We start from the raw sequence: 23,822 nt of genomic DNA, 5'->3' as shown, positions 1-23,822 counted from the left end.
GGCGGAGACTACATAAAGTAGTTGGTGGGTGATGACGGGTTCGAACCGCCGACCCCCTCCTTGTAAGGGAGGTGCTCTCCCAGCTGAGCTAATCACCCCCGCTGTGTGGAGTCGCATTATAGGGAGAGTTGAAAATGAGTCAACGCATTTTCTAAATAATTTGTTCGTTCGTCGTAAATTTAAACAAAACGATCGCAAATCAATCCATGCAGCATGATTTGTATACGAAAATGGCAAAGCGTGATGTTCCAACCTGAACAACATTGAGGAATCAGACCACAGTGATAGAATACGAGCCTGATAATCTTCCCAGGATTTGCCGGTTGTCGGCATCTTTATAAACGTAAGGCCATTTCATGAAAATCAAAACTCGCTTCGCGCCAAGCCCGACAGGTTACCTGCACGTCGGTGGTGCGCGTACTGCTCTATATTCCTGGCTTTTTGCACGTAACCATGACGGTGAGTTTGTGCTGCGTATTGAAGACACCGATCTCGAACGCTCCACTCCGGAAGCTATTGAAGCCATTATGGATGGCATGAACTGGCTGAATCTGGAATGGGATGAAGGCCCGTACTTCCAGACTAAACGTTTTGATCGCTACAACGCCGTGATTGATGAGATGCTGGAAGCCGGTACCGCGTATAAATGCTACTGCTCCAAAGAGCGTCTGGACGCACTGCGTGAAGAGCAGATGGCAAACGGTGAGAAGCCGCGTTACGACGGTCGCTGCCGCCACGGCCATGAACATCATGCTGCTGATGAACCATGCGTGGTGCGTTTTGCCAACCCGCAGGACGGATCCGTTATTTTTGACGACCAGATCCGTGGGCCGATCGAATTCAGCAACCAGGAGCTGGACGATCTGATCATCCGCCGTACCGATGGTTCCCCGACCTACAACTTCTGTGTTGTGGTCGACGACTGGGATATGGAAATCACTCACGTTATTCGTGGTGAAGACCATATCAACAACACTCCGCGTCAGATTAACATCCTGAAAGCGCTGAATGCGCCGGTGCCGGTTTATGCACATGTGTCGATGATCAACGGCGACGACGGTAAAAAACTCTCTAAACGTCACGGTGCGGTCAGCGTTATGCAGTATCGCGACGACGGTTACCTGCCGGAAGCGCTGCTGAACTATCTGGTGCGTCTGGGCTGGTCCAGCGGCGATCAGGAAATCTTCACCCGTGAAGAGATGATCAAACTGTTCTCCCTTGGTGCGGTGAGCAAGTCTGCCAGTGCATTCAACACCGAAAAACTGCAGTGGCTGAACCATCACTACATTAATTCGCTGGCACCGGAATATGTGGCAACGCATCTGCAATGGCACATTGAGCAGGAAAATATCGATACTCGCGTCGGCCCGCAGCTGTCTGAGCTGGTTAAACTGCTGGGTGAGCGCTGCAAAACGCTGAAAGAGATGGCACAGAGCTGCCGCTACTTCTACGAAGACTTTGCTGAGTTCGACGCGGATGCAGCTAAGAAACACCTTCGTCCGGTAGCGCGTCAGCCGCTGGAAGTGGTTCGCGACAAACTGGCTGCTATCAGCGAGTGGACGGCAGAAAACGTGCACCACGCGATTCAGGCGACCGCTGATGAGCTGGAAGTGGGTATGGGTAAAGTTGGGATGCCGCTGCGCGTAGCCGTAACCGGCGCGGGTCAGTCTCCGGCGTTAGACGTTACAGTGCATGCGATTGGTAAATCCCGTAGCATTGAGCGTATTAATAAAGCACTGGCGTTTATTGCTGAGCGTGAAAGCCAGCAGTAAGACAGATTGACCGATGAAATTACGGCAGGAGCGCACGCATCCTGCCGTTTTTTTGCCTGTTATTCAGACTCATCAATACCTAAGCGGGTAAGGAAAGTGCGAATACCTTCGCGCGAAATATACATCGCGAGCTTTTCTTGTTCCGTTGGGGACATGTTGTCCAGTGCGCTAATTATCTGGCGACAGGCGTGGCTACGCACCACGTGGGTGTATTCTGCCAGCGGTTCCTCAGCCTGATAAATTTCAGGTACTTTGCGAAAAGCCGGAATATTGAGCAGAAACGTACGGACGCTGGAGTCGATATGAATCAGCCTTGCACGACCCCCTTTAACGCCGGGAAACTTTTCGGTGGTCCAGTTATGTTCTCTGATCCAACGATTGACGGTTTGTTTGGCAACCCCGAGACATTCCGCCAGTTCTTCAGTCGTCATTTTGCTGCGTAATTTTTTCATATTATTTGTTGTCGCGGATCCCTAAGCGTTGTAATAAACCCGTAATGCCTTCACGCAGGATCAGTGACGTAAACATTTTCTGTTCTGATGGTGTCATTTCTTTGGCGAGCCTAATCAGTAGAGCTTCGATAGAGGTATCGCCGGATAACGATAAATTATCTGATAAACCTTCGGCTGAACGTTCAGCACTGCGAATGTATTCACGAACTTGTTCGGTGACGTGAACCAGACGCGCTTTACCGCCCTGTACGCCTGGTTTTGGTGATGTAGCCCAACCCTCCTTGCGCACCCATTTATTGATGGTCTGTCGGCTGTATCCGGTCAGATTAGCAAGTTCTTCTGGCGTCATCCGTTCCTTGAACATAACGATTCCCTGAATAGTCGTGGGGTTAATTAGTGGCTCATTTTATAGCACCATTTTAGTAGAAACCGTGACGCGTTTAACTACTGAATGCGAGTTGTTACGCAATGTTCTTCATTTGACTGCTTTTTCAGCGATTGAATTCTATGAGTTAATTTTGCCGTTGACACACGCGAAGGGAATTCATATGATGCCGCCCGTCAACTCGACAAGCTTTACGTAATGGGGCTATAGCTCAGCTGGGAGAGCGCTTGCATGGCATGCAAGAGGTCAGCGGTTCGATCCCGCTTAGCTCCACCAAATTTAATCCCAATAAATTTGGTACATACGTAATAGCATCGTGGGGCTATAGCTCAGCTGGGAGAGCGCTTGCATGGCATGCAAGAGGTCAGCGGTTCGATCCCGCTTAGCTCCACCAAAATTTGAACCCTCGCTGAAAAGCGGGGGTTTTTTGTTTCTGTATCCTGCCTTTTCTTACCCTGTATCTCTTCGGTTTGCTGAATAGCAGGCATAAAAAAACCGGGGAGAAGAATCTCCCCGGTCTTATCAATACGACGTTGTCTTACGCTTACAGCACCAGTGCGGCGATAGATGCAGACAGTACGCTCACCAGGGTAGAGCCGTACACCAGCTTCAGACCAAAGCGGGAAACCACGTTACCTTGCTCTTCGTTCAGGCCTTTAATCGCACCGGCGATAATACCGATGGAAGAGAAGTTAGCGAAGGAGACCAGGAATACAGAGATGATACCTTCAGCGCGTGGAGAGAGCGTAGAGGCGATTTTCTGCAGGTCCATCATCGCGACGAATTCGTTGGAAACCAGTTTGGTCGCCATGATACTGCCTACCTGCAGCGCTTCGCTGGACGGCACACCCATTACCCATGCAACCGGGTAGAAGATGTAGCCCAGGATGCCCTGGAAGGAGATGCTGTAGCCAAACCAGCCGGTCACGGTGGCGAACAGGGCGTTCAGGGCAGCGATCAGCGCGATGAAACCAATCAGCATCGCCGCAACGATAATTGCCACTTTGAAACCTGCCAGGATGTATTCACCCAGCATTTCGAAGAAGCTCTGGCCTTCGTGCAGGTTAGACATCTGGATGTTTTCTTCGCTGGCATCAACGGTATACGGGTTGATCAGCGACAGCACGATAAAGGTACTGAACATGTTCAATACCAGCGCAGCAACCACGTACTTCGGCTCCAGCATGGTCATGTACGCGCCGACGATAGACATGGAAACGGTAGACATCGCCGTTGCAGCCATGGTGTACATACGATTGCGAGACATTTTGCCGAGAATATCTTTATAGGCGATAAAGTTCTCGGACTGACCCAGGATCAGGGAGCTGACGGCGTTGAAGGATTCCAGCTTGCCCATACCGTTCACTTTGGATAACAGGAAACCAATTGCGCGGATGACAATCGGCAGAACGCGGATATGCTGCAAAATACCGATCAGGGCGGAAATGAAGACGATTGGGCACAGCACTTTCAGGAAGAAGAATGCCAGGCCTTTATCGTTCATGCTGCCGAAGACAAAGTTTGTCCCTTCATTAGCGAATCCGAGAAGTTTTTCAAACATCTCGGAGAAGCCTCTCACGAAGCCCAGACCGACATCAGAGTTCAGGAAGAACCATGCCAGTAACACTTCAATAACAAGCAATTGAATAACATAACGAATGCGGATTTTTTTACGGTCACTGCTTACCAGCAGTGCGAGTACCGCAACCACGGCAAGGGCCAGGACGAAATGAAGAACGCGGTCCATATTTGCTCCAAATATGAGGCAGGTTTAGTTTTCGTGCACATTCTATGTAACAACCATAAAGAAAACGAGATCAAACACACACTATAATAAGGACCTGTGACGAGATTCAAAATTAGTGATCGGTGATACACTTCTGTTATGTTTAGTATGGAAGTGAAAAGTTATGTCATTGTGCTAATCTCATAACAATAATTAAACATCTCACCGGTATTTCCAGAATCCTTATCGATCCATAGACAAACGCTATCAGAGAAATCAACTTCACCCATTAAAATGAATTTGATAATCATTCTCAATAGGCGTAGCTTGAAACATAGCAAAGGCTATGTTTCTGAGGCACTAAAATGACTAACGATCGCGTTGAGAGTAGCAGTGGACGGGCAGCGCGCAAGTTGAAGCTCGCATTAATGGGACCTGCGTTCATCGCGGCGATCGGCTACATCGATCCGGGCAACTTCGCCACCAACATCCAGGCAGGGGCCAGCTTTGGCTATAAACTGTTGTGGGTGGTGGTCTGGGCAAATCTGATGGCGATGCTGATCCAGGTGCTGTCGGCAAAGCTTGGCATTGCCACGGGTAAAAACCTGGCGGAGCAAATTCGCGATCACTATCCTCGTCCAGTGGTGTGGTTTTACTGGGTGCAGGCCGAAATTATCGCCATGGCGACGGACCTTGCTGAATTCATTGGCGCCGCGATTGGTTTCAAGTTGATCCTCGGTGTGTCGTTATTGCAGGGGGCTGTGCTCACCGGTATTGCGACTTTTTTGATTCTGATGCTACAACGCCGTGGGCAAAAGCCGCTGGAAAAAGTGATTGGCGGCTTGCTGCTGTTTGTGGCTGCGGCTTACATTGTGGAACTGATCTTTTCCCAGCCGAACTTCGCGCAGCTTAGCAAGGGAATGGTTATCCCGAGCCTGCCTAATTCCGAAGCGGTGTTCCTGGCCGCTGGCGTGCTCGGTGCGACTATCATGCCACACGTCATTTATCTGCACTCTTCCTTAACCCAGCATCTGCACGGCGGAACACGTCAACAGCGCTATGCGGCCACGAAATGGGATGTGGCTATCGCCATGACGATTGCTGGATTTGTCAATCTGGCGATGATGGCGACGGCTGCCGCTGCATTTCATTTTAGCGGGCATACCGGTATTGCCGATCTCGATCAGGCGTATCTGACCCTTGAACCGCTGTTGAGTCACGCTGCGGCGACGGTATTCGGTTTAAGCCTGGTGGCTGCGGGACTTTCTTCTACCGTGGTCGGTACGCTGGCGGGGCAGGTGGTGATGCAAGGGTTTATCCGCTTTCACATTCCGCTATGGGTACGCCGTACCGTCACCATGATGCCATCATTTATTGTGATTCTGATGGGATTAGATCCGACGCGTATTCTGGTGATGAGCCAGGTGTTGCTCAGTTTTGGTATTGCGCTGGCGCTGGTGCCGCTACTGATCTTCACCAGCAACAGTCAGCTGATGGGCGATTTGGTCAATACCCGATGGGTAAAACAGGTAGGCTGGGTGATTGTTGTGCTGGTGGTGGCGCTCAATATCTGGTTGTTGGTAGGAACCGCACTTGGTTTGTAAAAACAAAAGGGCCCACTGGCCCTTTTGTTACATTAATGGTGGTGTCCGTGACCACGTCCGCGTCCGCGATGGTCGTCACGGTCATTCCAGCCTTCACGGTAGCCGCGCTCGTAAGCTTTGCGTTTGTCCCATCCACGATGGTAGCCGTTGTCATGACGCCACCAGCGATTTTTACGCCACTCATAATTATGGTGCCAGTAATCCCGGTCGCGCCAGCGCCCGCCATCCCAGTAGTTACCGTAGTTATCGCGATCGCCAATTTGTAATTTTATTGATGGCAGCAGGGTGATTTCGCCAGCGTTCGCGGCCAGCGGTGTAAAAGCCAATAAGACTGCCGCCAGAATCAGTGACCTGAACATGTTTTCTCTCCTTCACGATCGAGCCGTAGCCGGCCTGTTAACGCAATATTACGGGGCAGTAAAGCCCCGTTTCATCGCCTTAACTCTTAAATCGTAAATGAGAGCACTTTTTGTTAATAAATGTGTCTTTATTTCAATCAACTCAGGATAGCATCAATCTCCGCGCACTCTTCAGACGTAAAGTGACGGTTGGCCAGCATGCCGACAGCGTCTTCAATCTGCGCCGTTTTACTCGCGCCAATCAGCACTGACGTGACTTTGTCATCCCGTAACACCCATGCCAGCGCCATCTGGGAAAGCTTTTGTCCGCGTCGCTCTGCCAGCGCGTTCAGCGCCCGCACTTTTTCCAGTTTTTGTGGAGTGATCTGGTCCGGATTCAGAAAGCGACTGGTGCTTGCCGCTCGAGAATCCGCAGGAATGCCGTTCAGATAGCGGTCGGTTAACTTTCCGCCAGCCAGCGGTGAGAAGGCGATACTGCCGACACCTTTTTCCTGTAATAACGACAGCAGACCGCTTTCGACCCAACGTTCAAACATGGAATATTTGGGTTGGTGAATAAGGCATGGCGTACCTAAATCGTCGAGTATTTCAATCGCCTGCCTGGCAAGATCTGCCGGATAGTTAGACAACCCGACGTACAGCGCTTTGCCCTGACGGACGATGTGATCCAGCGCGCGCATGGTTTCTCTGAGCGGCGTTTCAGGGTCTGGGCGATGGTGGTAGAAGATATCGACATATTCCAGCCCCAGACGCTTCAGGCTTTGATCGAGACTGGCAATCAGATATTTGCGTGAACCCCAGTCACCGTAGGGACCTTCCCACATGGTGTAGCCCGCTTTTGTGGAGATAATAAGTTCATCTCGCCACGGTAAAAAATCTTCCTGCAGGATCCGACCAAAATTCCGTTCTGCCGAACCCGGCGGTGGACCATAGTTATTTGCCAGATCAAAATGGTTGATCCCCAGATCGAATGCGCGCTGTAACAATGCCCGGCTGTTCTCGACCTGCGTGGTATCACCAAAATTGTGCCACAAACCCAGAGAGACAATTGGGAGCTTAAGGCCGCTCTGACCGCAGCGGCGGTACTCCATTGTCTGGTAACGATTTTCATCAGCCTGATAAGCCATGTAGCCCCCTGTAGGATAACGTGTATCATTGAGTGTATACGTTTACACAAAGCAGACTGCAATGAATTATTAATCGTCAAAACTGTACATCTTGCTTTCCACCCCTTCACAGCGACTTTCCTGGACAGTCATAACAGTTCTTCGATACTCAACATGAGGTTACCGTCAGAAGGATAGCTGTCATGCAAACCCCGTATTCCGTTGCTGATTACCTGCTGGACAGGCTGGCAGGCTGTGGCGTCGGCCATCTCTTTGGTGTGCCGGGCGATTATAATTTGCAGTTTCTTGACCACGTGATTGAACATCCCAACGTATGTTGGGTCGGGTGTGCGAATGAATTGAATGCGGCTTATGCGGCAGATGGCTATGCCCGGGTATCCGGGGTAGGGGCGCTGCTCACCACGTTTGGTGTGGGGGAGTTAAGCGCAATTAACGGTATCGCGGGAAGCTATGCGGAATATGTTCCTGTTTTGCATATTGTCGGCGCACCCTGCCGCGGCGCGCAGCGTCGCGGAGAGTTGATGCATCACACTTTGGGTGACGGTGACTTTCAGCATTTTTACCGCATGCAGCAGGCGGTAACAACGGCCAGCGCGATACTGGATGAACAAAATGCCTGCTATGAAATTGACCGCGTGCTGCGAACGATGCTTACCGAACGCAGGCCGGGTTATCTGATGTTACCTGCTGATGTAGCAAAACAGCCCGCCACGCCACCGAATGACATCCTGATTGTTCCTCTCAGCGAGCCTGAAAGCAGTGTGGCAGAAGCGTTTCGCTTCCATTCCCGCGAGCGGCTGCTGGATAGCCCGCGCGTAGCACTGCTGGCGGATTTTCTCGCGCTACGTTTTGGCCTGCAGCCAGTTTTACAGCGCTGGATGGCGGAAACGCCGATAGCTCATGCCACGCTGTTGATGGGCAAAGGACTGTTCGATGAGCGTCATTCGGCGTTCGTTGGCACATACAGCGCCGGAGCCAGCAGCGATTATGTACGTCAGGCGATAGAAGATGCCGATACGATAATGTGTGTCGGTACGCAATTTGTCGACACCCTGACAGCTGGGTTTACGCAACAGTTGCCGCAGGACCGCACCATTGAGGTTCAGCCTCATGCGTCACGAATTGGAGCGCACTGGTTTAACATCCCGATGGAGCAGGCGGTCACCACATTACGTGAGCTGTGCCTGGAAATGTCGTTTTCTCTACCGCCAGAACGTCCGCCACTTGGGCGTGTTCAGGTTGAGAAGGGCCCACTAACGCAGGAAAACTTCTGGCACACGGTGCAGCAGTTTCTGAAGCCTGATGACATTATCCTCGTCGATCAGGGGACCGCCGCCTTTGGCGCGGCTGCGCTCTCGCTACCTTGCGGGGCGGAAGTGCTGGTTCAACCGTTGTGGGGATCTATCGGCTACGCGCTCCCGGCGGCATTCGGCGCGCAAACGGCCTGTCCGGAACGTCGGGTGATCCTGATTATTGGCGATGGTGCGGCGCAGCTCACCATTCAGGAGCTGGGCTCCATGCTCAGAGACGGGCAGTCGCCGGTTATTTTACTGCTCAACAATGACGGTTATACCGTGGAACGGGCCATACACGGGGCAAATCAGCGCTATAACGACATCGCGGCCTGGAGCTGGACGTTGGTGCCGCAGGCGTTTAGTCGTGAATGTCAGGCCGAATGCTGGCGGGTGAAGCAGGCGGTACAGCTGGAAGAAGTACTGGCCCGGCTGTCCCATCCGCAACGACTGTCGTTAATTGAGGTGCTGCTACCAAAAGCCGATCTTCCTGAATTATTGCGCACGGTGACCCGTGCGCTGGAATCTCGCAACGGCGGATAGCTATTTATCAGGGCGCTCAGCGACCATCATCGGTTTGCCTGCCAGCAGCAGCCAGGCGGGCAGCATGACGATGCACAGCAGCGGCAGCAGGGTGGAATCTGGCACCACCACTGCTGCCATAAACAGGCTCAGCCAGGCGTCACGGGTGACGACGAGCACCAGTCCAAGGATCGCGCAGGAAACCGTGATGGCTGCTGGCACAGCTTCAACGTGAGCGTGCAGCATCAGGCCAAGCGCGACGCCAACAAATACCGCCGGGAAGATTCGCCCACCGCGAAAACCACTCGCTGCTGCAACCACTAACGCCGCCAGCTTAATGACGGCGAGCATGAAATAATCTGATGTCCCCAGCGTCTGGCTAAACGCCATCTGCTGCATTTCGTCCAGTCCCTTAAATAAAGTAAGCGGCCCACCAATAACGCCCAAAATGCCGAGTATGAAACCGCCAACCCCAAGGATCAGGACTGGGTGTTTTAATCGATGCATTAAATGATGCAAACGCGGCAGACACCAGACAGCTATCATCCCGGCAGCAATGGCGATAGCGGCAACAACCGCGCCGCTGAGAATATCGACCAGATGCATCTGCGTGTAGTGCGCGATGGGCAGTGAAAAATGAGGGTGGAAAAACAGGCTGGTGGTCAGAGAACCTGCGGCGGCGGCCATTAACGGCGCAAACAGGCGATCCCACAAGGGCACATCGTTTGAGCTATTCAGCGTTTGCGAAAATATCAGCGCGGCGGCAACGGGGGTGCCAAAAAGCGCGCCGATGGTGCCGGCAGAGGCGAGAATGGTCCAGTCCAGTTTCGCAATGCGGGGAAACATGCGGCTACCCAGTGCCACTGCCAGCGCGATATTGACGGTCATGATCGGGTGTTCCGGACCCAGACTGACGCCACCCGCGAGGCCAAGGATAAGCGCTGCCAGCAGGCCCGGTATTGCTGACGTTGGCACCGGCATACCAATTAACGGTTCACAGGCCGGATCCGGGCCAGCGTGGCCATGACTGTAGCGGATAACTAACCCGACCATGATCCCCGTGAGCGTCAGCATACCGATAATCCAGACCGGAGAGTCCTGGGCTATACCAATGCTAACGGGCAGGCGCTCCCACAAAAACTGCTGTAAAACGGAAGCCACTTTCATCACAACGATCAACACCAGGCTGGACGCTATGCCAATGATTAGCGCTGGAGTTGATAGCAAGAGCATCGTTCTGGCTCGCGGATGGAGCATTTTCTATTCCTTAAAACAGAGTCATAGACATAGTTTGCACAGCCAGCCTGACGGCATCGCTGCAAATGATGCTGAAACGATAAAGTAATTATGTGATCTGGATCGATTTTCCACGGGCGTCAGCCTTCAGACCGTTGTTGTTATGTCCCCATGAATTTACAGTGTGGCAAAGATTTATTCTGACTTTAGCGGAGCAGTGGAAGAATGACAAAATATGCTTTAGTAGGTGATGTTGGCGGCACCAACGCGCGTCTTGCTCTGTGCGATATTTCCAGTGGCGAGATTTCGCAGGCAAAAACCTATTCCGGGCTGGATTACCCAAGCCTCGAAGCGGTGGTGCGCGTGTACCTGGATGAGCATAGCGTCAGCGTCGAAGATGGCTGCATTGCCATTGCCTGTCCGATCACCGGCGACTGGGTGGCAATGACCAACCATACCTGGGCATTTTCTATTGCTGAGATGAAAAAAAATCTGGGCTTCAGCCATCTGGAAATCATCAATGATTTCACCGCTGTGTCGATGGCGATCCCGATGCTGAAAAAAGAGCATTTGATCCAGTTTGGTGGCGCGGAACCTATTGAAGGTAAACCGATTGCTGTCTATGGCGCAGGAACCGGACTCGGCGTGGCGCATCTGGTACATGTAGATAAACGCTGGGTAAGCCTGCCCGGTGAAGGCGGCCACGTGGATTTTGCGCCTAACAGCGAAGAAGAGGGGATTATCCTTGAGGTTCTGCGCGCAGAAATTGGTCATGTTTCCGCTGAGCGTGTGCTGTCCGGTCCGGGACTGGTGAATCTGTATCGCGCTATCGTCAAATCAGACGGACGCTTGCCAGAAAATCTGCAGCCGAAGGATATCACCGCACGGGCGCTGGAAGATTCCTGCATTGACTGTCGCCGTGCGCTGTCGCTGTTCTGCGTCATCATGGGACGTTTTGGTGGCGATCTGGCGTTAACGCTGGGCACGTTTGGTGGCGTGTACATCGCCGGGGGGATCGTGCCACGCTTCCTCGACTTCTTTAAAGCGTCGGGCTTCCGCGGTGGTTTTGAAGATAAAGGACGTTTTAAAGCCTACGTACAGGACATCCCGGTGTATCTGATTGTGCATGATAACCCAGGCCTGCTTGGATCCGGTGCGCATTTGCGTCAGACGTTGGGTCATATTTTGTAAGGCCAATGCCGGATGTCATTTAGCGATCATCCGGCCCATACATCCCATAAAACCGCGCTTCTGACGTAATGCCGATCAGTTAACGACGAGCAATAGTTGTAACGATACCTAAAAGCGGCATATCCGGAGGTAATGAATTTGTTGCCCCCGGTATTTGTTACGTTCACCTTATGTTTTTCACTTCTCTGAAACGATACTCCCAGTGAACGTGTTAAGGGTACTATCGCCGTACCCTTAACAATCCCGCCGGGAGCCTGGGTTGCAAGGGAGGCGGCGGTGAGCCTCCCTTGCACGTTCACAGGTACCTGTGCTTCAGAAAAGTTCAAAGCTGAAGTGAACGGAATCCTGACTCGGAATCACATGTTCTCCATAATGCTTAACTGGCAAGCATTACGCTCCTGACGCGGTTTTTTTATGCCTGCCGCCTACCTTTCCGACCTTCGTCACATTTCCGAATGACGGGATTAATTGTCCAGTAAAAGCATTATTTGTCTGATAACGGTTGTTACTTTCCTCGGACCATAATTTCACTCGTTAACTATTACGAGGAAATGATTATGAGCAAAAAACTGATTGCCGTCTGCGCGTGCCCAATGGGCCTGGCTCACACCTTTATGGCGGCTCAGGCGCTGGAAGAAGCGGCTGTTGAAGCGGGTTATGAAGTGAAAATTGAAACTCAGGGCGCGGACGGAATTCAAAATCGTCTGACGGCGCAGGATATCGCTGAGGCGACGTTAATCATCCACTCTGTGGCTGTTACTCCGGAAGATAACGAGCGTTTTGAGACGCGTGACGTCTACGAAATTACGTTACAGGACGCGATAAAAAATGCGGCCGGCATCATTAAAGAGATCGAAGAGATGGTTGCCGCTGAACAACAATAATCATCGACAGGGAATTACGTATGGCCATTAAAAAACGCAGTGCAACCGTTGTGCCTGGCGCATCTGGTGCGGCAGCGGCAATAAAAAATCCACCGGCCTCCCGCAATAGCTTCTGGGGCGAACTTCCGCAACATGTGATGTCGGGTATTTCACGCATGGTGCCGACGTTAATTATGGGCGGGGTCATTCTCGCCTTCTCGCAACTGATCGCCTATAGCTGGCTCGATATTCCTGCTGACACAGGCATCATGGATGCGCTGAACAGCGGAAAATTTACTGGTTTTAATCTCTCATTGCTGAAGTTTGCCTGGCTGTCGCAATCTTTTGGCGGCGTGCTGTTTGGCTTTGCTATCCCGATGTTTGCCGCGTTTGTCGCTAATTCTATCGGCGGCAAGCTGGCATTTCCGGCGGGGTTCATCGGCGGGCTAATGTCTACTCAGCCCACGCAGATGCTGAATTTTGACCCCGCGACGCTGCAATGGGCAACCAGTGCTCCCGTACCGTCAACCTTTATTGGCGCGCTGATTATCTCGATTGTCGCCGGGTATCTGGTGAAGTGGATGAACCAAAAAATCCAGCTGCCTGATTTCCTGCTGGCGTTCAAAACCACTTTTTTACTGCCCATTCTTTCCGCCATTTTCGTCATGCTGGCGATGTACTACGTGATCACGCCGTTTGGTGGCTGGATCAACGGCGGGATCCGTACTCTGCTGACGGCGGCTGGCGAGAAAGGCACCCTGATGTATGCGATGGGTATTTCCGCGGCAACGGCGATTGACCTTGGTGGCCCAATCAATAAAGCAGCAGGTTTTGTCGCCTTCAGCTTTACCACCGATCACGTTCTACCGGTTACCGCGCGTTCTATTGCGATTGTCATTCCTCCGATTGGTCTTGGGCTGGCCACGCTTATTGATCGTCGCTTAACCGGTAAACGTCTGTTCAGCGCACAGCTCTACCCGCAGGGAAAAACGGCGATGTTCCTTGCGTTTATGGGCATCAGCGAAGGGGCGATCCCATTTGCGCTGGAAAGCCCCATCACGGCAATTCCTTCCTATATGGTTGGTGCCATTGTCGGATCGACGGCTGCCGTCTGGCTGGGCGCGGTGCAGTGGTTCCCGGAATCGGCTATCTGGGCATGGCCGCTGGTTACTAACCTCGGCGTCTATATGGCGGGGATCCTGTTAGGCGCGGTGATTACGGCGCTGATGGTGGTGTTCCTGCGCAACATGATGTATCGCAAAGGCAAATTGCTGATTGAAAGTCTCTGATTAAAAGGATTGTGACCATGAGCTTACTTGCCTCGCTGCGCGACTGGCTAACGGCGCAACATCTTGATGCGATGCTGCTGTCATCGCGGCAGAACAAACAGCCGCATATGGGGATTTCCAGCAGTTCAGGGTTTGTGTTTATCAGCCACAAAAGTGCGCATATCCTGGTCGATGCCCGTTACTACACCGATGTCGCCACGCGTACTCAGGGCTATCAGATCCATCTACTCGATGGAACACAGACGCTGTATTCGCAGGTGAATCACATTATTGCGAACGAAAAGCTGCAGACGGTGGGATTCGAAGGTGAGCAGGTAAGCTGGGAAACGGCGAATGCGTGGTCGGGCAAACTGTGCGCCCGATTAGTGAGCGCCGTGCCGGACGTACTCCGGCAGGTGAAAACGGCGCAGGAGATAGCCTGCATCCGCGAAGCCTGTCGGATAGCCGACCTTAGCGCTGAACATATACGCCGCTTTATTCAACCTGGTCTCAGTGAGCGCGAAATTGCCGCTGAACTGGAGTGGTTTATGCGCACGCTCGGCGCAGACAAAGCCTCTTTTGACACCATTGTCGCCAGCGGCTGGCGCGGTGCGCTGCCACACGGCAAAGCCAGCGACAAACGTGTTGAGGCGGGTGAGTTTATCACGCTGGACTTTGGCGCACAGTATCAGGGCTATTGTTCGGATATGACGCGAACCTTTCGCATCCCCGATGCCAACCTGCCAGCGGAAGAAAGCGTGCTGTTTTCCGTGTATCAGATTGTCCTGGCGGCGCAGCGTGCAGCGGTGTTGGCTATTCGACCAGGGGCGCGTTGCAATGAGGTGGATGCCGCAGCCAGGCGGGTTATTACGCAGGCGGGCTATGGCGATGCATTTGGCCACAATACCGGACACGCTATTGGCATTGAGGTGCATGAAAACCCACGTTTTTCCCCTGATGACACAACGACTCTGGCGGCTGGCATGCTGCTCACCGTTGAGCCGGGTATTTATCTGCCGGGGCAGGGTGGAGTACGTATTGAGGATGTGGTGCTGGTTACGCCAGACGGCGGAGAGGTGCTCTACACCATGGCGAAAACATTGTTACACACGGGAGAGGCGTAATGGACTTATCGCTACTGAAAGCGCTGAGCGAGGCGGATGCGATCGCTTCTTCAGAACAAGAAGTGCGTCAGATCCTGCTTGAAGAGGCGGATCGTCTGCATAAAGAGGTGCGTTTTGATGGCCTGGGATCGGTGCTGATCCGTCTGAATGAATCAACCGGTCCGAAGGTGATGATCTGCGCGCATATGGATGAAGTGGGATTTATCGTACGCAGCATTTCCAGCGAAGGAGCGATCGATGTATTGCCGGTGGGAAATGTGCGTATGGCGGCCAGACAATTGCAGCCGGTGCGGATTACCACCCGTGAAGAGAGCAAAATTCCCGGTTTGCTTGATGGAGAGCGAAGCGGTAATGAGGTCAGCGCCCTGCGGGTAGACATTGGCGCGCGATCTTATGACGAGGTACTTCAGGCTGGCGTACGTCCTGGCGATCGCGTCACCTTTGACACAACTTTTCAGGTTTTGCCGCATCAGCGAGTCATGGGCAAAGCCTTTGATGACCGACTTGGATGTTATTTGCTGGTGGCGCTACTGCGCGAATGGCATGACGCAACTCTCCCTTGTGAGGTCTGGTTGGTAGCCAGTTCCAGTGAAGAAGTGGGACTGCGCGGAGGACAAACAGCAGCACGGGCAATTGCACCGGATGTGGCGATCGTGCTGGATACTGCCTGTTGGGCCAAAAACTTTGATTATGGTGCGGCCAACCATCGGCAGCCTGGTAAAGGCCCAATGCTGGTGTTAAGCGATAAATCGCTGATTGCACCACCAAAGCTGACGGCGTGGGTGGAAAGCGTGGCTGCTGATGCGGGGATTTCCTTGCAGCTCGACATGTTCAGTAACGGCGGCACCGACGGTGGGGCTGTGCACGTAAGCGGCACGGGGCTCCCTACGGTTGTCATGGGGCCCGCCACGCGGCATGGGCACTGCGCGGCATCGATTGCTGACTGTCGTGACATCATTCAGACCCAGCAGTTGTTGTCGGCTCTTATTTCACATCTTACGCGCGAAACCGTGGCTCATCTGACGGATTTCAGGTGCTGATTTCGCGCTAATCAGGAGTTGTTATGCTAACGATTCAATTTCTTTGCCCGTTACCCAATGGTCTGCATGCTCGTCCGGCGTGGGAGCTGAAAGAGCAGTGTAGCCAGTGGCAAAGTGAGGTGATATTTATTAACCATCGCCAGAATGCGAAGGCGGATGCGAAAAGCTCGTTGGCGCTGATTGGCACTGGGACGCTGTTTAACGACAGCTGCAGCTTAACCATCACCGGTCGCGATGAAGAACAGGCTCGGCGAGCGCTGGAGGAGTATCTCCAGCACCGGTTTATTGACAGCGATAGTGTTCAACCGACTCCGGAGGAACTGGCGGCACATCCGTTGCCTCGTTCGCTGATTCGTCTCAATCCAGACCTTCTTTATGGCACTGTGCTGGCAGGGGGCGTGGGGGCAGGTACGCTCACGCTTTGGCAGAGCGATAATCTGGAAAGCTATCGCGCTATTGCAGCGAGTGCGGAAGACAACACCCGGCTGGAACACAGTCTGGCGACGCTTGCCGAACAGCTCAATCAACAGCTGCGCGAGCGTGACGGCGAGAGTAAAACCATCCTCAGCGCGCATCTGTCTCTGATTCAGGACGACGAGTTTGCCGGGAATATTCGCCGCTTAATGCTGGAACAGCATCTGGGGCTGGGGGCCGCAATCGTCGCCAATATGGAACAGGTGTGCGATAAGCTGTTGGCCTCCGGTAGCGATTATCTGCGCGAGCGTGTCAGCGACATCCGTGATATCAGCGAACAGCTGCTGCACATCACCTGGCCTGAAAGACGCCCGCGTAATGCGCTGGTGCTGAATAAGCCGACGATTCTGGTCGCTGAGGATTTGACGCCCAGCCAGTTTTTAAGCCTCGATTTGCAGCATCTGTCTGGCATGATCCTGGAGAAAACAGGGCGTACCTCGCATACCCTGATTCTCGCTCGCGCATCCGCTATTCCGGTGCTTAGCGGCTTGCCGCTGGAGGCTATTAGCCGCTATGCAGGGCAGCCTGCGGTACTGGATGCTCGCTGTGGGGGACTGGCCATCAATCCGGACGATGCGGTTCGCGGCTATTACGCGATTGCGCAGAAGCTGGCCGATGAATGCCAGCGGCGGCAGGCGCTTGATGCCGCCCAGCCCGCGTTGACCAAAGATAATCAGCGTATTGATGTTGCGGCTAATATCGGCACCGCGCTCGAAGCGCCGGGTGCATTTGCCAATGGTGCGGAAGGGATTGGGCTGTTTCGTACTGAAATGCTGTTTATGGACCGCGACAGCGCTCCTGACGAGCAGGAACAGTTTGAAGCTTACCAGCAGGTTTTATTGGCCGCAGGCGACAAGCCGGTTATCTTTCGCACCATGGATATCGGTGGTGATAAGAATATCCGCTACCTCAATATTCCGCAGGAAGATAACCCGTTCCTCGGCTACCGTGCGGTGCGGATTTATCCGGAGTTTGCCGGACTGTTTCGTACCCAACTGCGTGCCATCCTACGTGCGGCGACCTTCGGTAACGCACAGCTGATGATCCCGATGGTGCACAGCCTTGACCAGATTTTGTGGGTAAAAAGCGAACTGCAAAAAGCGCTGGTGGCGCTGAAAGCGGACGGTTTACGTCATGCGCCGACAATCTCATTGGGGATTATGGTTGAAGTCCCTTCGGTGTGTTACATCATCGACCATTTCTGCGACGAGGTGGATTTCTTCAGTATTGGTTCAAACGACATGACCCAGTACCTGTACGCCGTCGATCGCAATAATCCACGCGTTTCACCGCTGTACAACCCGATTACGCCGTCGTTCCTGCGTATGTTGCAGCAAATTGTTCGCGTGGCGCACGAACGCGGTAAATGGGTGGGGATTTGTGGAGAACTGGGCGGCGAAGGACGCTATTTACCTTTGCTTCTGGGTTTAGGACTCGATGAGCTAAGTATGAGTAGTCCACGTATTCCGGCGGTAAAAAGTCAGCTTCGTCAACTGAACAGCCAGGCATGCCGCGAACTCGCTATGCAGGCCTGCGAGTGCCGTAGCGCTCAGGAGATTGAAGATCTGCTGAATCAGTTTGCACCGCAGAAAGATGTGCGTCCGCTGCTGGCGCTGGAGAATATCTTTGTTGGTGAGTCTCTGAGCAACAAAGAGCAGGTGATCCAGTTTCTGTGCGGTAATCTTGGGGTAAACGGACGCACTGAACATCCGTTTGAACTGGAAGAGGATGTCTGGCAGCGTGAAGAGATAGTTACCACTGCCGTCGGTTTTGGGGTGGCAATTCCGCACACGAAATCCCAGTGGATCCGCCATTCCAGCATCAGCATTGCCCGGCTTGCTCAGCCCGTTGACTGGCAGTCTGAGATGGGCGAGGTGGAACTGGTTATCATGCTGACGCTGGGTGCCGATGAAGGCATTAACCACGTGAAGGTCTTCTCGCAGCTGGCGCGTAAGCTGGTGAATAAGCAGTTCCGCCAGTCGTTGTTTGCCGCTGAAGATGCCGATGGTATTCTGGCGCTGCTGGAGGCGGAACTGACGTTTTAAGCTTCACTGAAAGAACGCTATCCAGCCTGTGGCGTTGTGGTTGCAGGCTGGGTAAACGCTACCGAAAAGTGAAATCATCAATGCGGTGCGTTGTGCCCTGGTAGTTTCCCGGCTCTTAACAGTTTCATCTCTTGCTTGCAGAGCAGAACCACCGCCTGGCGACCTTTAACACGGCGGGAGGTGAGGGCTCTTTTCACGGTCTGACGATCCGCACCTGATTCCAGCATTTGAAAACACATCAGGGAGAGTGCACGTCTGTTTTTCATCGCATATTCACTTTATCGAGTAAGCCAGTAGGATTTGGCTAAAGGCCGCTATTTTACAACGAAGCAAAGGGATATGACTAACAGCGTTGGTGTTGTCTCACTTAACGCGCTGACTGAAAGCGTGCGCCGTACTCTCCGGGCGTCAGGCCAAACTGACGTCGGAACAGGCGGCAGAAATAATCACTGTCCTGATATCCACACCGTTGTGCGACTTCGCTAATCGACAGATGGTATTTCTGTAAGATGATGCGCGCCTTCGCCATTCTGACCCACCGCAGATACTCGACGAACCCCATGGTGCCGTGCTGGGCAAACACTTTTGACAGGTGATTGGGTGTGATATTAAAAAACTGCGCCACGCTTTCCCGGGTCAGCGGTTGAGCATAGTTATCCTGTACCCAATTACACATACTGTGATAGAGAAATTCAGCGCGCGGACGCTCTGCGTCAGGGCGGGTATTGACCACACTACGACACAGATGCAGCAGGCTAAGCACCAGAGGCTGAATAATATCCTGGGCCTGAGGAGAGCGGCTTAAATGGGTTAATGCGGTGAGCATCGCCTCGCCTTCGCCGCGCTGCGGATGCGGTAGCTCAATACGGCGAACTGGACGTAACAGAGATGCGGTTCGGTTATCGTAAAAAGAGAGTCCCAGCCATGCCGGAGAAAACACCAGGCTTAGTAGCATTACGGGTTTATCGCTACCTGGCAGATTGGCCGCTTTCGCCGGGATAAACAGCATCTCTCCTTCTGGCAGACTATGCTGCTGTTTTTCCAGCCGGTTGCTGTATTCCCCACGTAGCACGATATCGAGGCGCGGGAGGTCAATACATAAACTACCGGTCGGTAGCGTGGTGGGCTGGGTTGCGAACCACACGCGCCCCAGACGCTGTGGGTTTAACACCAGGCCGCTGAACAGATCGGCGAAAAACTGTTGGTCTGCGGGTAGGCCTGGCTCTTTCATCGTTCTTTCTCTGCGCTATAAGTGCATTAACTGTCTGAACTCTTTCACTTTACTCCGACTAACAGGGATTTCAAATTCCAGATCCTTTAAACGCAGAATATAAGTGTTGTTAAACCAGGGTTCGATCTCGCGGATTTTATTCAGATTTACGCAGAACGAGCGGTGGCAGCGGAAGAAATGCGAAGCCGGCAGTTTGCTGCAAAATTCGCTGATGTTCATCGGCATGACATATGATTCTCGTCGCGTATAGACGAACGTCATCTTTTCATGCGCTTCAGCGTAATAGATGTCGTTGATTGGGGTCACGATGATCCGCTCATCTTTGATCAGATTGATCGTATCGTTTTCGCGGGTCACCGGACTTACAGGGGACGTTCCCGTTTGCTGTTGCTGCCAGGCGGCTTCCAGCTTTTGCAGCATGCTGACAATGCGTGATTCCTGGTACGGCTTCAGAATGTAGTCAAAAGCTTCCAGTTCGAAGGCTTCGACGGCGTGCTCTTTCCATGCGGTAATAAACACAATAAAGGGTTTATGCGCGAACTGGCTGATATTTTGTGCCAGCAATACGCCGTCCAGCGAGGGGATATTAATATCCAGAAAAATGGCGTCAACGCGGTTGTGCTGGAGATATTTCAGCACATCCAGACCGTCGTCAAACGTGCCGACAATTTCCATCTGGCTGTGCTCTTTTATCAGCCAGCTCAGTTCCTGTTGGGCCAGGAATTCATCTTCAACAATGATGACTTTCACGACTTCACTCCTGGTTAAAGCAATAATGTGGTTGGCGCGGCAGCGGGCGAGTGCACATTAGGTACATAAAAGGCAATCTCTGTGCCTGGCTCCAGACGGCGGATATGTAATCCCTCACCGTAGAGCAGCTTAACGCGATGGTGCACATTCAACAGACCAATTTTATTGCCCGGCATTTCATTGGACTCGACCCGTTCAATCACCTTTGGGTCGATACCGTGACCCGTATCTCGCACGGCAATCCGTACCCGGTTACCGCACTCCGCAACGCTGATGGTGACCACGCCTTTCCCTTTGCAGGGCTGGATCCCATGGACGATAGCGTTCTCTACCAACGGCTGAATCAGCAGGCTGGGAATAAAACAGCTTACCTCTTCATCGATATCATAAATAACCGTCAGCTTGTCGCCAAAGCGGGCCTGTTCGATGGTGATGTAATCCTTGATTTGATACAGCTCTTTCTTGATGTCGATCTGCTCATCGTCTTTTAATTCAATATTATAGCGAAGATAGCGCGACAAATTAAAAATGAGCTGACGTGCGGTGTCCGGGTTAAGCCGCACCGACGATGAAATCGCGTTCAGAGCGTTAAACAGAAAATGGGGATTTATTTTGCTTTGTAGCGCGCGTAGCTCTGCCTTATTTGCCATTTCTCGTAGTTGCTCTGCGCGGGAGACTTCAAGCTGAGTGGAGATGATCTGCGACAGACCGATCGCCATTTCCTGTAACGAGGAAGTGATTTGATGAGCGTGACAGTAGTAGATCTTCAGCGTGCCGGTCACGACGCCTTTCTCCCAAAGCGGGATCACCAACATAGAGTGAATTTCCGGGGTGCGATGCGCTTCATCATTGTTTTTTATGATGATTTTACCGTGATTTATGGCTTCCTGCGTGGTGGGGCTGACGAAGTCATCGTTATCGCGGTAGTTGATCTCCCCGACGCCAACATAGGCCAGAACGTGCTGGGTATTGGTGATGGCAACCGCGTCAGCGTGGATATCGTGGCGAATAATTTCGCACACCTGACGTAACGACTCGCTGTTGACCTGGCGAAAGAGCGGCAGCGTTTTGTTGGCGATATCCAGCGCCAGCTTGGCCTGTTTTGCAGCGCTGGCTTCTTTCTCACCTTCAACGCTTTGTACCAGCATCACAATAAAGCCAATACAGACGCTGCCGAGGATCATTGGGATACCGATTTTTGAGACAATATCCAACCCCAGTTCGGTGGTGGGCGCCCAGGCGACGACGAGGATCATGGTCAGTGATTCGCACAGCATTCCGCCTAAAATACCCGCGCGCCAGTGCTGCGCTTTGGGGATCTTACGGTTGATCCACCCGGCAATGCAGCCAGCCAGAATGCTGGTAATAAAGCAGGGTAGGGCAGTTACGCCGCCAATATCGATCAGGTAACGGTGGGTGCCGGCGATCAGCCCCGTAATAATGCCAACCCATGGACCGAACAGTATCCCTCCTGACATGACCGCGATAATACGCACGTTGACCAGAGAACCTTCTACCGGTACGCCTGACCAGGTACTGAACAGGGCAAACATGGAGAAAATCGCGGTAACGGCGAGCAGCTCTTTTGGGGAGTGGGCTGACTTATGCAACAGTTCGCGAAACAGGCGGATACGAATCAGGAAAAACAGACAGAACAGCATCAGTGCTGCCCGGTCAAATACCGCCAGCAGCATGTTGAATATTTCGTGCACGGGTGACTCTTGCGCAAGGGTTAAACCACTATGATAGGTAACCTGAGGCAGGATGACCAGCATCCCCGCAGCTCAGAGCTAATGGGGAAAGACCATAATATTAAAAGGGGATTGTTGCATGATTGTTGTATTTACAATACCTGTCCTGTCAGCGCTGCATTCAAGGTAATGTATTTAACAACAAAATGTTAAATGATGGTAACTTTAAGCGGATTGTGAAAATGAATATTTCCTCATTTCACTATGCTGTTCCTCTTTTTTGTCAGGAAAAAATATTTTGTTTTGCCTCTCGACAGAAGGAAATTATTCAGGCTATTTTCTAAACGTGCCACCATCGTGGCAGCGTCGCTCGGACGGTCCGGGCGCTAACGTTAATCTGAGGATATTATGGCTGACTCCCGCCCCGAACGTCGCTTTACGCGTATTGATCGCCTTCCCCCGTACGTTTTTAACATCACGGCTGAACTGAAGATGGCTGCGCGTCGGCGCGGCGAAGATATTATCGACTTCAGCATGGGGAACCCGGATGGGGCCACGCCTCCTCACATTGTCGAAAAACTGTGTACCGTGGCGCAGCGCCCGGATACTCACGGTTACTCCACCTCTCGCGGCATTCCGCGTTTGCGTCGGGCGATTTCCCGCTGGTACCAGGAACGCTATGACGTTGAGATCGATCCTGAATCCGAAGCCATTGTGACCATCGGTTCCAAAGAGGGGCTGGCGCACCTGATGCTGGCAACGCTCGATCACGGTGATACGGTCCTCGTGCCTAACCCAAGTTATCCCATCCATATCTACGGCGCGGTGATTGCCGGCGCGCAGGTGCGTTCAGTGCCGCTGGTTGAAGGTGTCGACTTCTTTAATGAGCTGGAACGCGCAATACGCGAAAGCTACCCGAAGCCGAAGATGATGATCTTAGGTTTCCCATCCAACCCGACCGCGCAGTGCGTCGAGCTGGAATTCTTTGAGAAAGTGGTGGCCCTGGCTAAACGCTACGACGTGCTGGTGGTTCACGACCTGGCCTACGCTGATATTGTTTATGACGGCTGGAAAGCGCCATCGATTATGCAGGTACCCGGCGCTCGCGACGTCGCAGTTGAATTTTTCACCCTGTCGAAAAGCTACAACATGGCGGGATGGCGTATCGGATTTATGGTGGGCAACAAAACGCTGGTGAACGCGCTGGCGCGAATCAAGAGCTATCACGATTACGGAACCTTTACACCGTTGCAAGTTGCGGCTATCGCCGCACTGGAAGGCGATCAGCAGTGTGTGCGGGATATCGCTGAGCAATATAAACGTCGTCGTGATGTGCTGGTCAAAGGACTGCATGAAGCTGGCTGGATGGTCGAGATGCCAAAAGCCTCGATGTACGTATGGGCGAAAATTCCAGATCAATACGCCGGGATGGGGTCACTTGAGTTTGCCAAGAAACTGCTGAACGAAGCGAAGGTATGCGTTTCGCCGGGGATTGGGTTTGGTGATTATGGTGATACGCATGTGCGTTTTGCGTTGATTGAAAACCGTGACCGTACTCGCCAGGCTATTCGTGGCATCAAGGCGATGTTCCGTGCAGATGGCCTGTTACCGACCAGTGCAAAATCGATTTCTGAAAGTACCGACTGACGAATGTTCCCCCAAAATGCAAA

19 protein-coding genes and 3 tRNA genes are annotated in these 23,822 nt (G+C 52.7%); 12 read left to right on the top strand and 10 right to left on the bottom strand.

The window, feature by feature from the left end:
* Nucleotides 1-22: 22 nt before the first annotated feature.
* Nucleotides 23-98 (bottom strand) — tRNA-Val (locus BZK41_RS18700).
* Nucleotides 99-356: 258 nt separating this feature from the next.
* Between BZK41_RS18700 and gltX the strand changes: the two genes are divergently transcribed.
* Nucleotides 357-1,772, top strand: a complete 1,416-nt coding sequence (gltX, locus tag BZK41_RS18695) for a glutamate--tRNA ligase (RefSeq protein WP_008785393.1) — start codon at nt 357-359, stop codon at nt 1,770-1,772.
* A 59-nt stretch (nt 1,773-1,831) separates the two neighbouring features.
* Here the strand turns inward: gltX and BZK41_RS18690 are convergent, their stop codons facing one another.
* Nucleotides 1,832-2,224, bottom strand: coding sequence for a YfeC-like transcriptional regulator (locus BZK41_RS18690; protein WP_079939128.1), 393 nt, complete (start codon nt 2,222-2,224; stop codon nt 1,832-1,834).
* A gap of 1 nt (nt 2,225) precedes the next feature.
* Complete coding sequence (locus BZK41_RS18685) at nt 2,226-2,588, bottom strand: YfeC-like transcriptional regulator (RefSeq protein WP_003028277.1); 363 nt, start codon at nt 2,586-2,588, stop codon at nt 2,226-2,228.
* A 221-nt stretch (nt 2,589-2,809) separates the two neighbouring features.
* Here BZK41_RS18685 and BZK41_RS18675 point away from each other — a divergent pair.
* Nucleotides 2,810-2,885 (top strand) — tRNA-Ala (locus BZK41_RS18675).
* A 42-nt stretch (nt 2,886-2,927) separates the two neighbouring features.
* A tRNA-Ala gene (locus tag BZK41_RS18670) sits at nt 2,928-3,003 on the top strand.
* A 150-nt stretch (nt 3,004-3,153) separates the two neighbouring features.
* Here the strand turns inward: BZK41_RS18670 and nupC are convergent.
* Entirely contained in the window at nt 3,154-4,356 is a 1,203-nt protein-coding gene (gene nupC, locus BZK41_RS18665) for a nucleoside permease NupC (RefSeq protein ID WP_038642445.1), read from the bottom strand.
* A gap of 344 nt (nt 4,357-4,700) precedes the next feature.
* Here nupC and BZK41_RS18660 point away from each other — a divergent pair, with 344 nt between their 5' ends.
* Entirely contained in the window at nt 4,701-5,939 is a 1,239-nt protein-coding gene (locus BZK41_RS18660) for an Nramp family divalent metal transporter (RefSeq protein ID WP_003834891.1), read from the top strand.
* Nucleotides 5,940-5,971: 32 nt separating this feature from the next.
* On the opposite strand, the gene ypeC is transcribed toward BZK41_RS18660, so the two are convergent.
* Both ypeC and mgrA read right to left on the bottom strand, forming a co-directional pair.
* A complete protein-coding gene (gene ypeC, locus BZK41_RS18655) occupies nt 5,972-6,298 on the bottom strand; it encodes a DUF2502 domain-containing protein YpeC (protein ID WP_079939127.1) in 327 nt (108 codons plus the stop codon).
* A 137-nt stretch (nt 6,299-6,435) separates the two neighbouring features.
* Nucleotides 6,436-7,425: an L-glyceraldehyde 3-phosphate reductase gene (gene mgrA / locus BZK41_RS18650; RefSeq protein ID WP_079939126.1), complete on the bottom strand. Its 990-nt coding sequence runs from the start codon at nt 7,423-7,425 to the stop codon at nt 6,436-6,438.
* Between the two features lie 182 nt (nt 7,426-7,607).
* On the opposite strand from mgrA, the gene BZK41_RS18645 reads away from it, so the two are divergent.
* Nucleotides 7,608-9,260 (top strand): thiamine pyrophosphate-binding protein, encoded by a 1,653-nt coding sequence (locus tag BZK41_RS18645; RefSeq protein WP_079939125.1) that lies wholly within the window; start codon nt 7,608-7,610, stop codon nt 9,258-9,260.
* On the opposite strand, the gene BZK41_RS18640 is transcribed toward BZK41_RS18645, so the two are convergent.
* Entirely contained in the window at nt 9,261-10,496 is a 1,236-nt protein-coding gene (locus BZK41_RS18640) for an ion channel protein (protein WP_079939124.1), read from the bottom strand.
* A 204-nt stretch (nt 10,497-10,700) separates the two neighbouring features.
* On the opposite strand from BZK41_RS18640, the gene glk reads away from it, so the two are divergent.
* The 6 genes from glk (at nt 10,701) to ptsP (ending at nt 18,480) form a co-directional block, all read left to right on the top strand.
* Nucleotides 10,701-11,666 (top strand): glucokinase, encoded by a 966-nt coding sequence (gene glk / locus BZK41_RS18635; protein WP_079939123.1) that lies wholly within the window; start codon nt 10,701-10,703, stop codon nt 11,664-11,666.
* Nucleotides 11,667-12,223: 557 nt separating this feature from the next.
* The gene (locus BZK41_RS18630; RefSeq protein WP_045445832.1) at nt 12,224-12,550 is read left to right on the top strand and encodes a PTS fructose transporter subunit IIB; all 327 of its coding nucleotides are present in this window, start codon (nt 12,224-12,226) and stop codon (nt 12,548-12,550) included.
* A 20-nt stretch (nt 12,551-12,570) separates the two neighbouring features.
* Nucleotides 12,571-13,818: a PTS fructose transporter subunit IIC gene (locus BZK41_RS18625; RefSeq protein WP_079939122.1), complete on the top strand. Its 1,248-nt coding sequence runs from the start codon at nt 12,571-12,573 to the stop codon at nt 13,816-13,818.
* A 17-nt stretch (nt 13,819-13,835) separates the two neighbouring features.
* Nucleotides 13,836-14,921 (top strand): aminopeptidase, encoded by a 1,086-nt coding sequence (ypdF, locus tag BZK41_RS18620; protein WP_079939121.1) that lies wholly within the window; start codon nt 13,836-13,838, stop codon nt 14,919-14,921.
* A complete protein-coding gene (gene ypdE, locus BZK41_RS18615; protein ID WP_079939120.1) occupies nt 14,921-15,961 on the top strand; it encodes an aminopeptidase in 1,041 nt (346 codons plus the stop codon). Before ypdF ends, ypdE begins: the two co-directional genes overlap by 1 nt.
* A 23-nt stretch (nt 15,962-15,984) precedes the next feature.
* Entirely contained in the window at nt 15,985-18,480 is a 2,496-nt protein-coding gene (gene ptsP, locus BZK41_RS18610) for a phosphoenolpyruvate--protein phosphotransferase (protein ID WP_079939119.1), read from the top strand.
* A gap of 367 nt (nt 18,481-18,847) precedes the next feature.
* On the opposite strand, the gene BZK41_RS18600 is transcribed toward ptsP, so the two are convergent.
* Genes BZK41_RS18600 through BZK41_RS18590 form a run of 3 tightly spaced genes read right to left on the bottom strand, consistent with a single transcriptional unit; the run spans nt 18,848 to nt 22,173 of the window.
* On the bottom strand, nt 18,848-19,711 hold the full coding sequence (locus BZK41_RS18600; protein ID WP_079939118.1) for an AraC family transcriptional regulator: 864 nt from the start codon (nt 19,709-19,711) through the stop codon (nt 18,848-18,850).
* 15 nt (nt 19,712-19,726) lie between these two features.
* On the bottom strand, nt 19,727-20,461 hold the full coding sequence (gene ypdB, locus BZK41_RS18595; protein WP_079939117.1) for a two-component system response regulator YpdB: 735 nt from the start codon (nt 20,459-20,461) through the stop codon (nt 19,727-19,729).
* 14 nt (nt 20,462-20,475) lie between these two features.
* Nucleotides 20,476-22,173: a sensor histidine kinase gene (locus tag BZK41_RS18590; RefSeq protein ID WP_008785387.1), complete on the bottom strand. Its 1,698-nt coding sequence runs from the start codon at nt 22,171-22,173 to the stop codon at nt 20,476-20,478.
* A gap of 387 nt (nt 22,174-22,560) precedes the next feature.
* Here BZK41_RS18590 and alaC point away from each other — a divergent pair, with 387 nt between their 5' ends.
* Nucleotides 22,561-23,799 (top strand): alanine transaminase, encoded by a 1,239-nt coding sequence (gene alaC / locus BZK41_RS18585; protein WP_079939116.1) that lies wholly within the window; start codon nt 22,561-22,563, stop codon nt 23,797-23,799.
* Nucleotides 23,800-23,822 lie beyond the last annotated feature (23 nt).

It is taken from the genome of Citrobacter sp. A316, assembly GCF_002042945.1.
GTDB lineage: Bacteria > Pseudomonadota > Gammaproteobacteria > Enterobacterales > Enterobacteriaceae > Citrobacter > Citrobacter portucalensis.
Note: the sequence above shows the minus strand (reverse complement) of the source record. Positions and strands in the feature narration are given on the sequence as shown.

Bases quoted from the DNA above. Each gene is read 5' to 3' on its own strand.
- glk (WP_079939123.1), top strand. From the start codon at position 10,701: ATGACAAAATATGCTTTAGTAGGTGATGTTGGCGGCACCAACGCGCGT.
- BZK41_RS18660 (WP_003834891.1), top strand. From the start codon at position 4,701: ATGACTAACGATCGCGTTGAGAGTAGCAGTGGACGGGCAGCGCGCAAG.
- BZK41_RS18685 (WP_003028277.1), bottom strand. From the start codon at position 2,588: ATGTTCAAGGAACGGATGACGCCAGAAGAACTTGCTAATCTGACCGGA.
- ptsP (WP_079939119.1), top strand. From the start codon at position 15,985: ATGCTAACGATTCAATTTCTTTGCCCGTTACCCAATGGTCTGCATGCT.
- ypeC (WP_079939127.1), bottom strand. From the start codon at position 6,298: ATGTTCAGGTCACTGATTCTGGCGGCAGTCTTATTGGCTTTTACACCG.
- BZK41_RS18600 (WP_079939118.1), bottom strand. From the start codon at position 19,711: ATGAAAGAGCCAGGCCTACCCGCAGACCAACAGTTTTTCGCCGATCTG.
- BZK41_RS18645 (WP_079939125.1), top strand. From the start codon at position 7,608: ATGCAAACCCCGTATTCCGTTGCTGATTACCTGCTGGACAGGCTGGCA.
- alaC (WP_079939116.1), top strand. From the start codon at position 22,561: ATGGCTGACTCCCGCCCCGAACGTCGCTTTACGCGTATTGATCGCCTT.
- BZK41_RS18630 (WP_045445832.1), top strand. From the start codon at position 12,224: ATGAGCAAAAAACTGATTGCCGTCTGCGCGTGCCCAATGGGCCTGGCT.
- nupC (WP_038642445.1), bottom strand. From the start codon at position 4,356: ATGGACCGCGTTCTTCATTTCGTCCTGGCCCTTGCCGTGGTTGCGGTA.
- ypdE (WP_079939120.1), top strand. From the start codon at position 14,921: ATGGACTTATCGCTACTGAAAGCGCTGAGCGAGGCGGATGCGATCGCT.
- mgrA (WP_079939126.1), bottom strand. From the start codon at position 7,425: ATGGCTTATCAGGCTGATGAAAATCGTTACCAGACAATGGAGTACCGC.
- BZK41_RS18690 (WP_079939128.1), bottom strand. From the start codon at position 2,224: ATGAAAAAATTACGCAGCAAAATGACGACTGAAGAACTGGCGGAATGT.
- gltX (WP_008785393.1), top strand. From the start codon at position 357: ATGAAAATCAAAACTCGCTTCGCGCCAAGCCCGACAGGTTACCTGCAC.
- BZK41_RS18625 (WP_079939122.1), top strand. From the start codon at position 12,571: ATGGCCATTAAAAAACGCAGTGCAACCGTTGTGCCTGGCGCATCTGGT.
- ypdF (WP_079939121.1), top strand. From the start codon at position 13,836: ATGAGCTTACTTGCCTCGCTGCGCGACTGGCTAACGGCGCAACATCTT.
- BZK41_RS18640 (WP_079939124.1), bottom strand. From the start codon at position 10,496: ATGCTCCATCCGCGAGCCAGAACGATGCTCTTGCTATCAACTCCAGCG.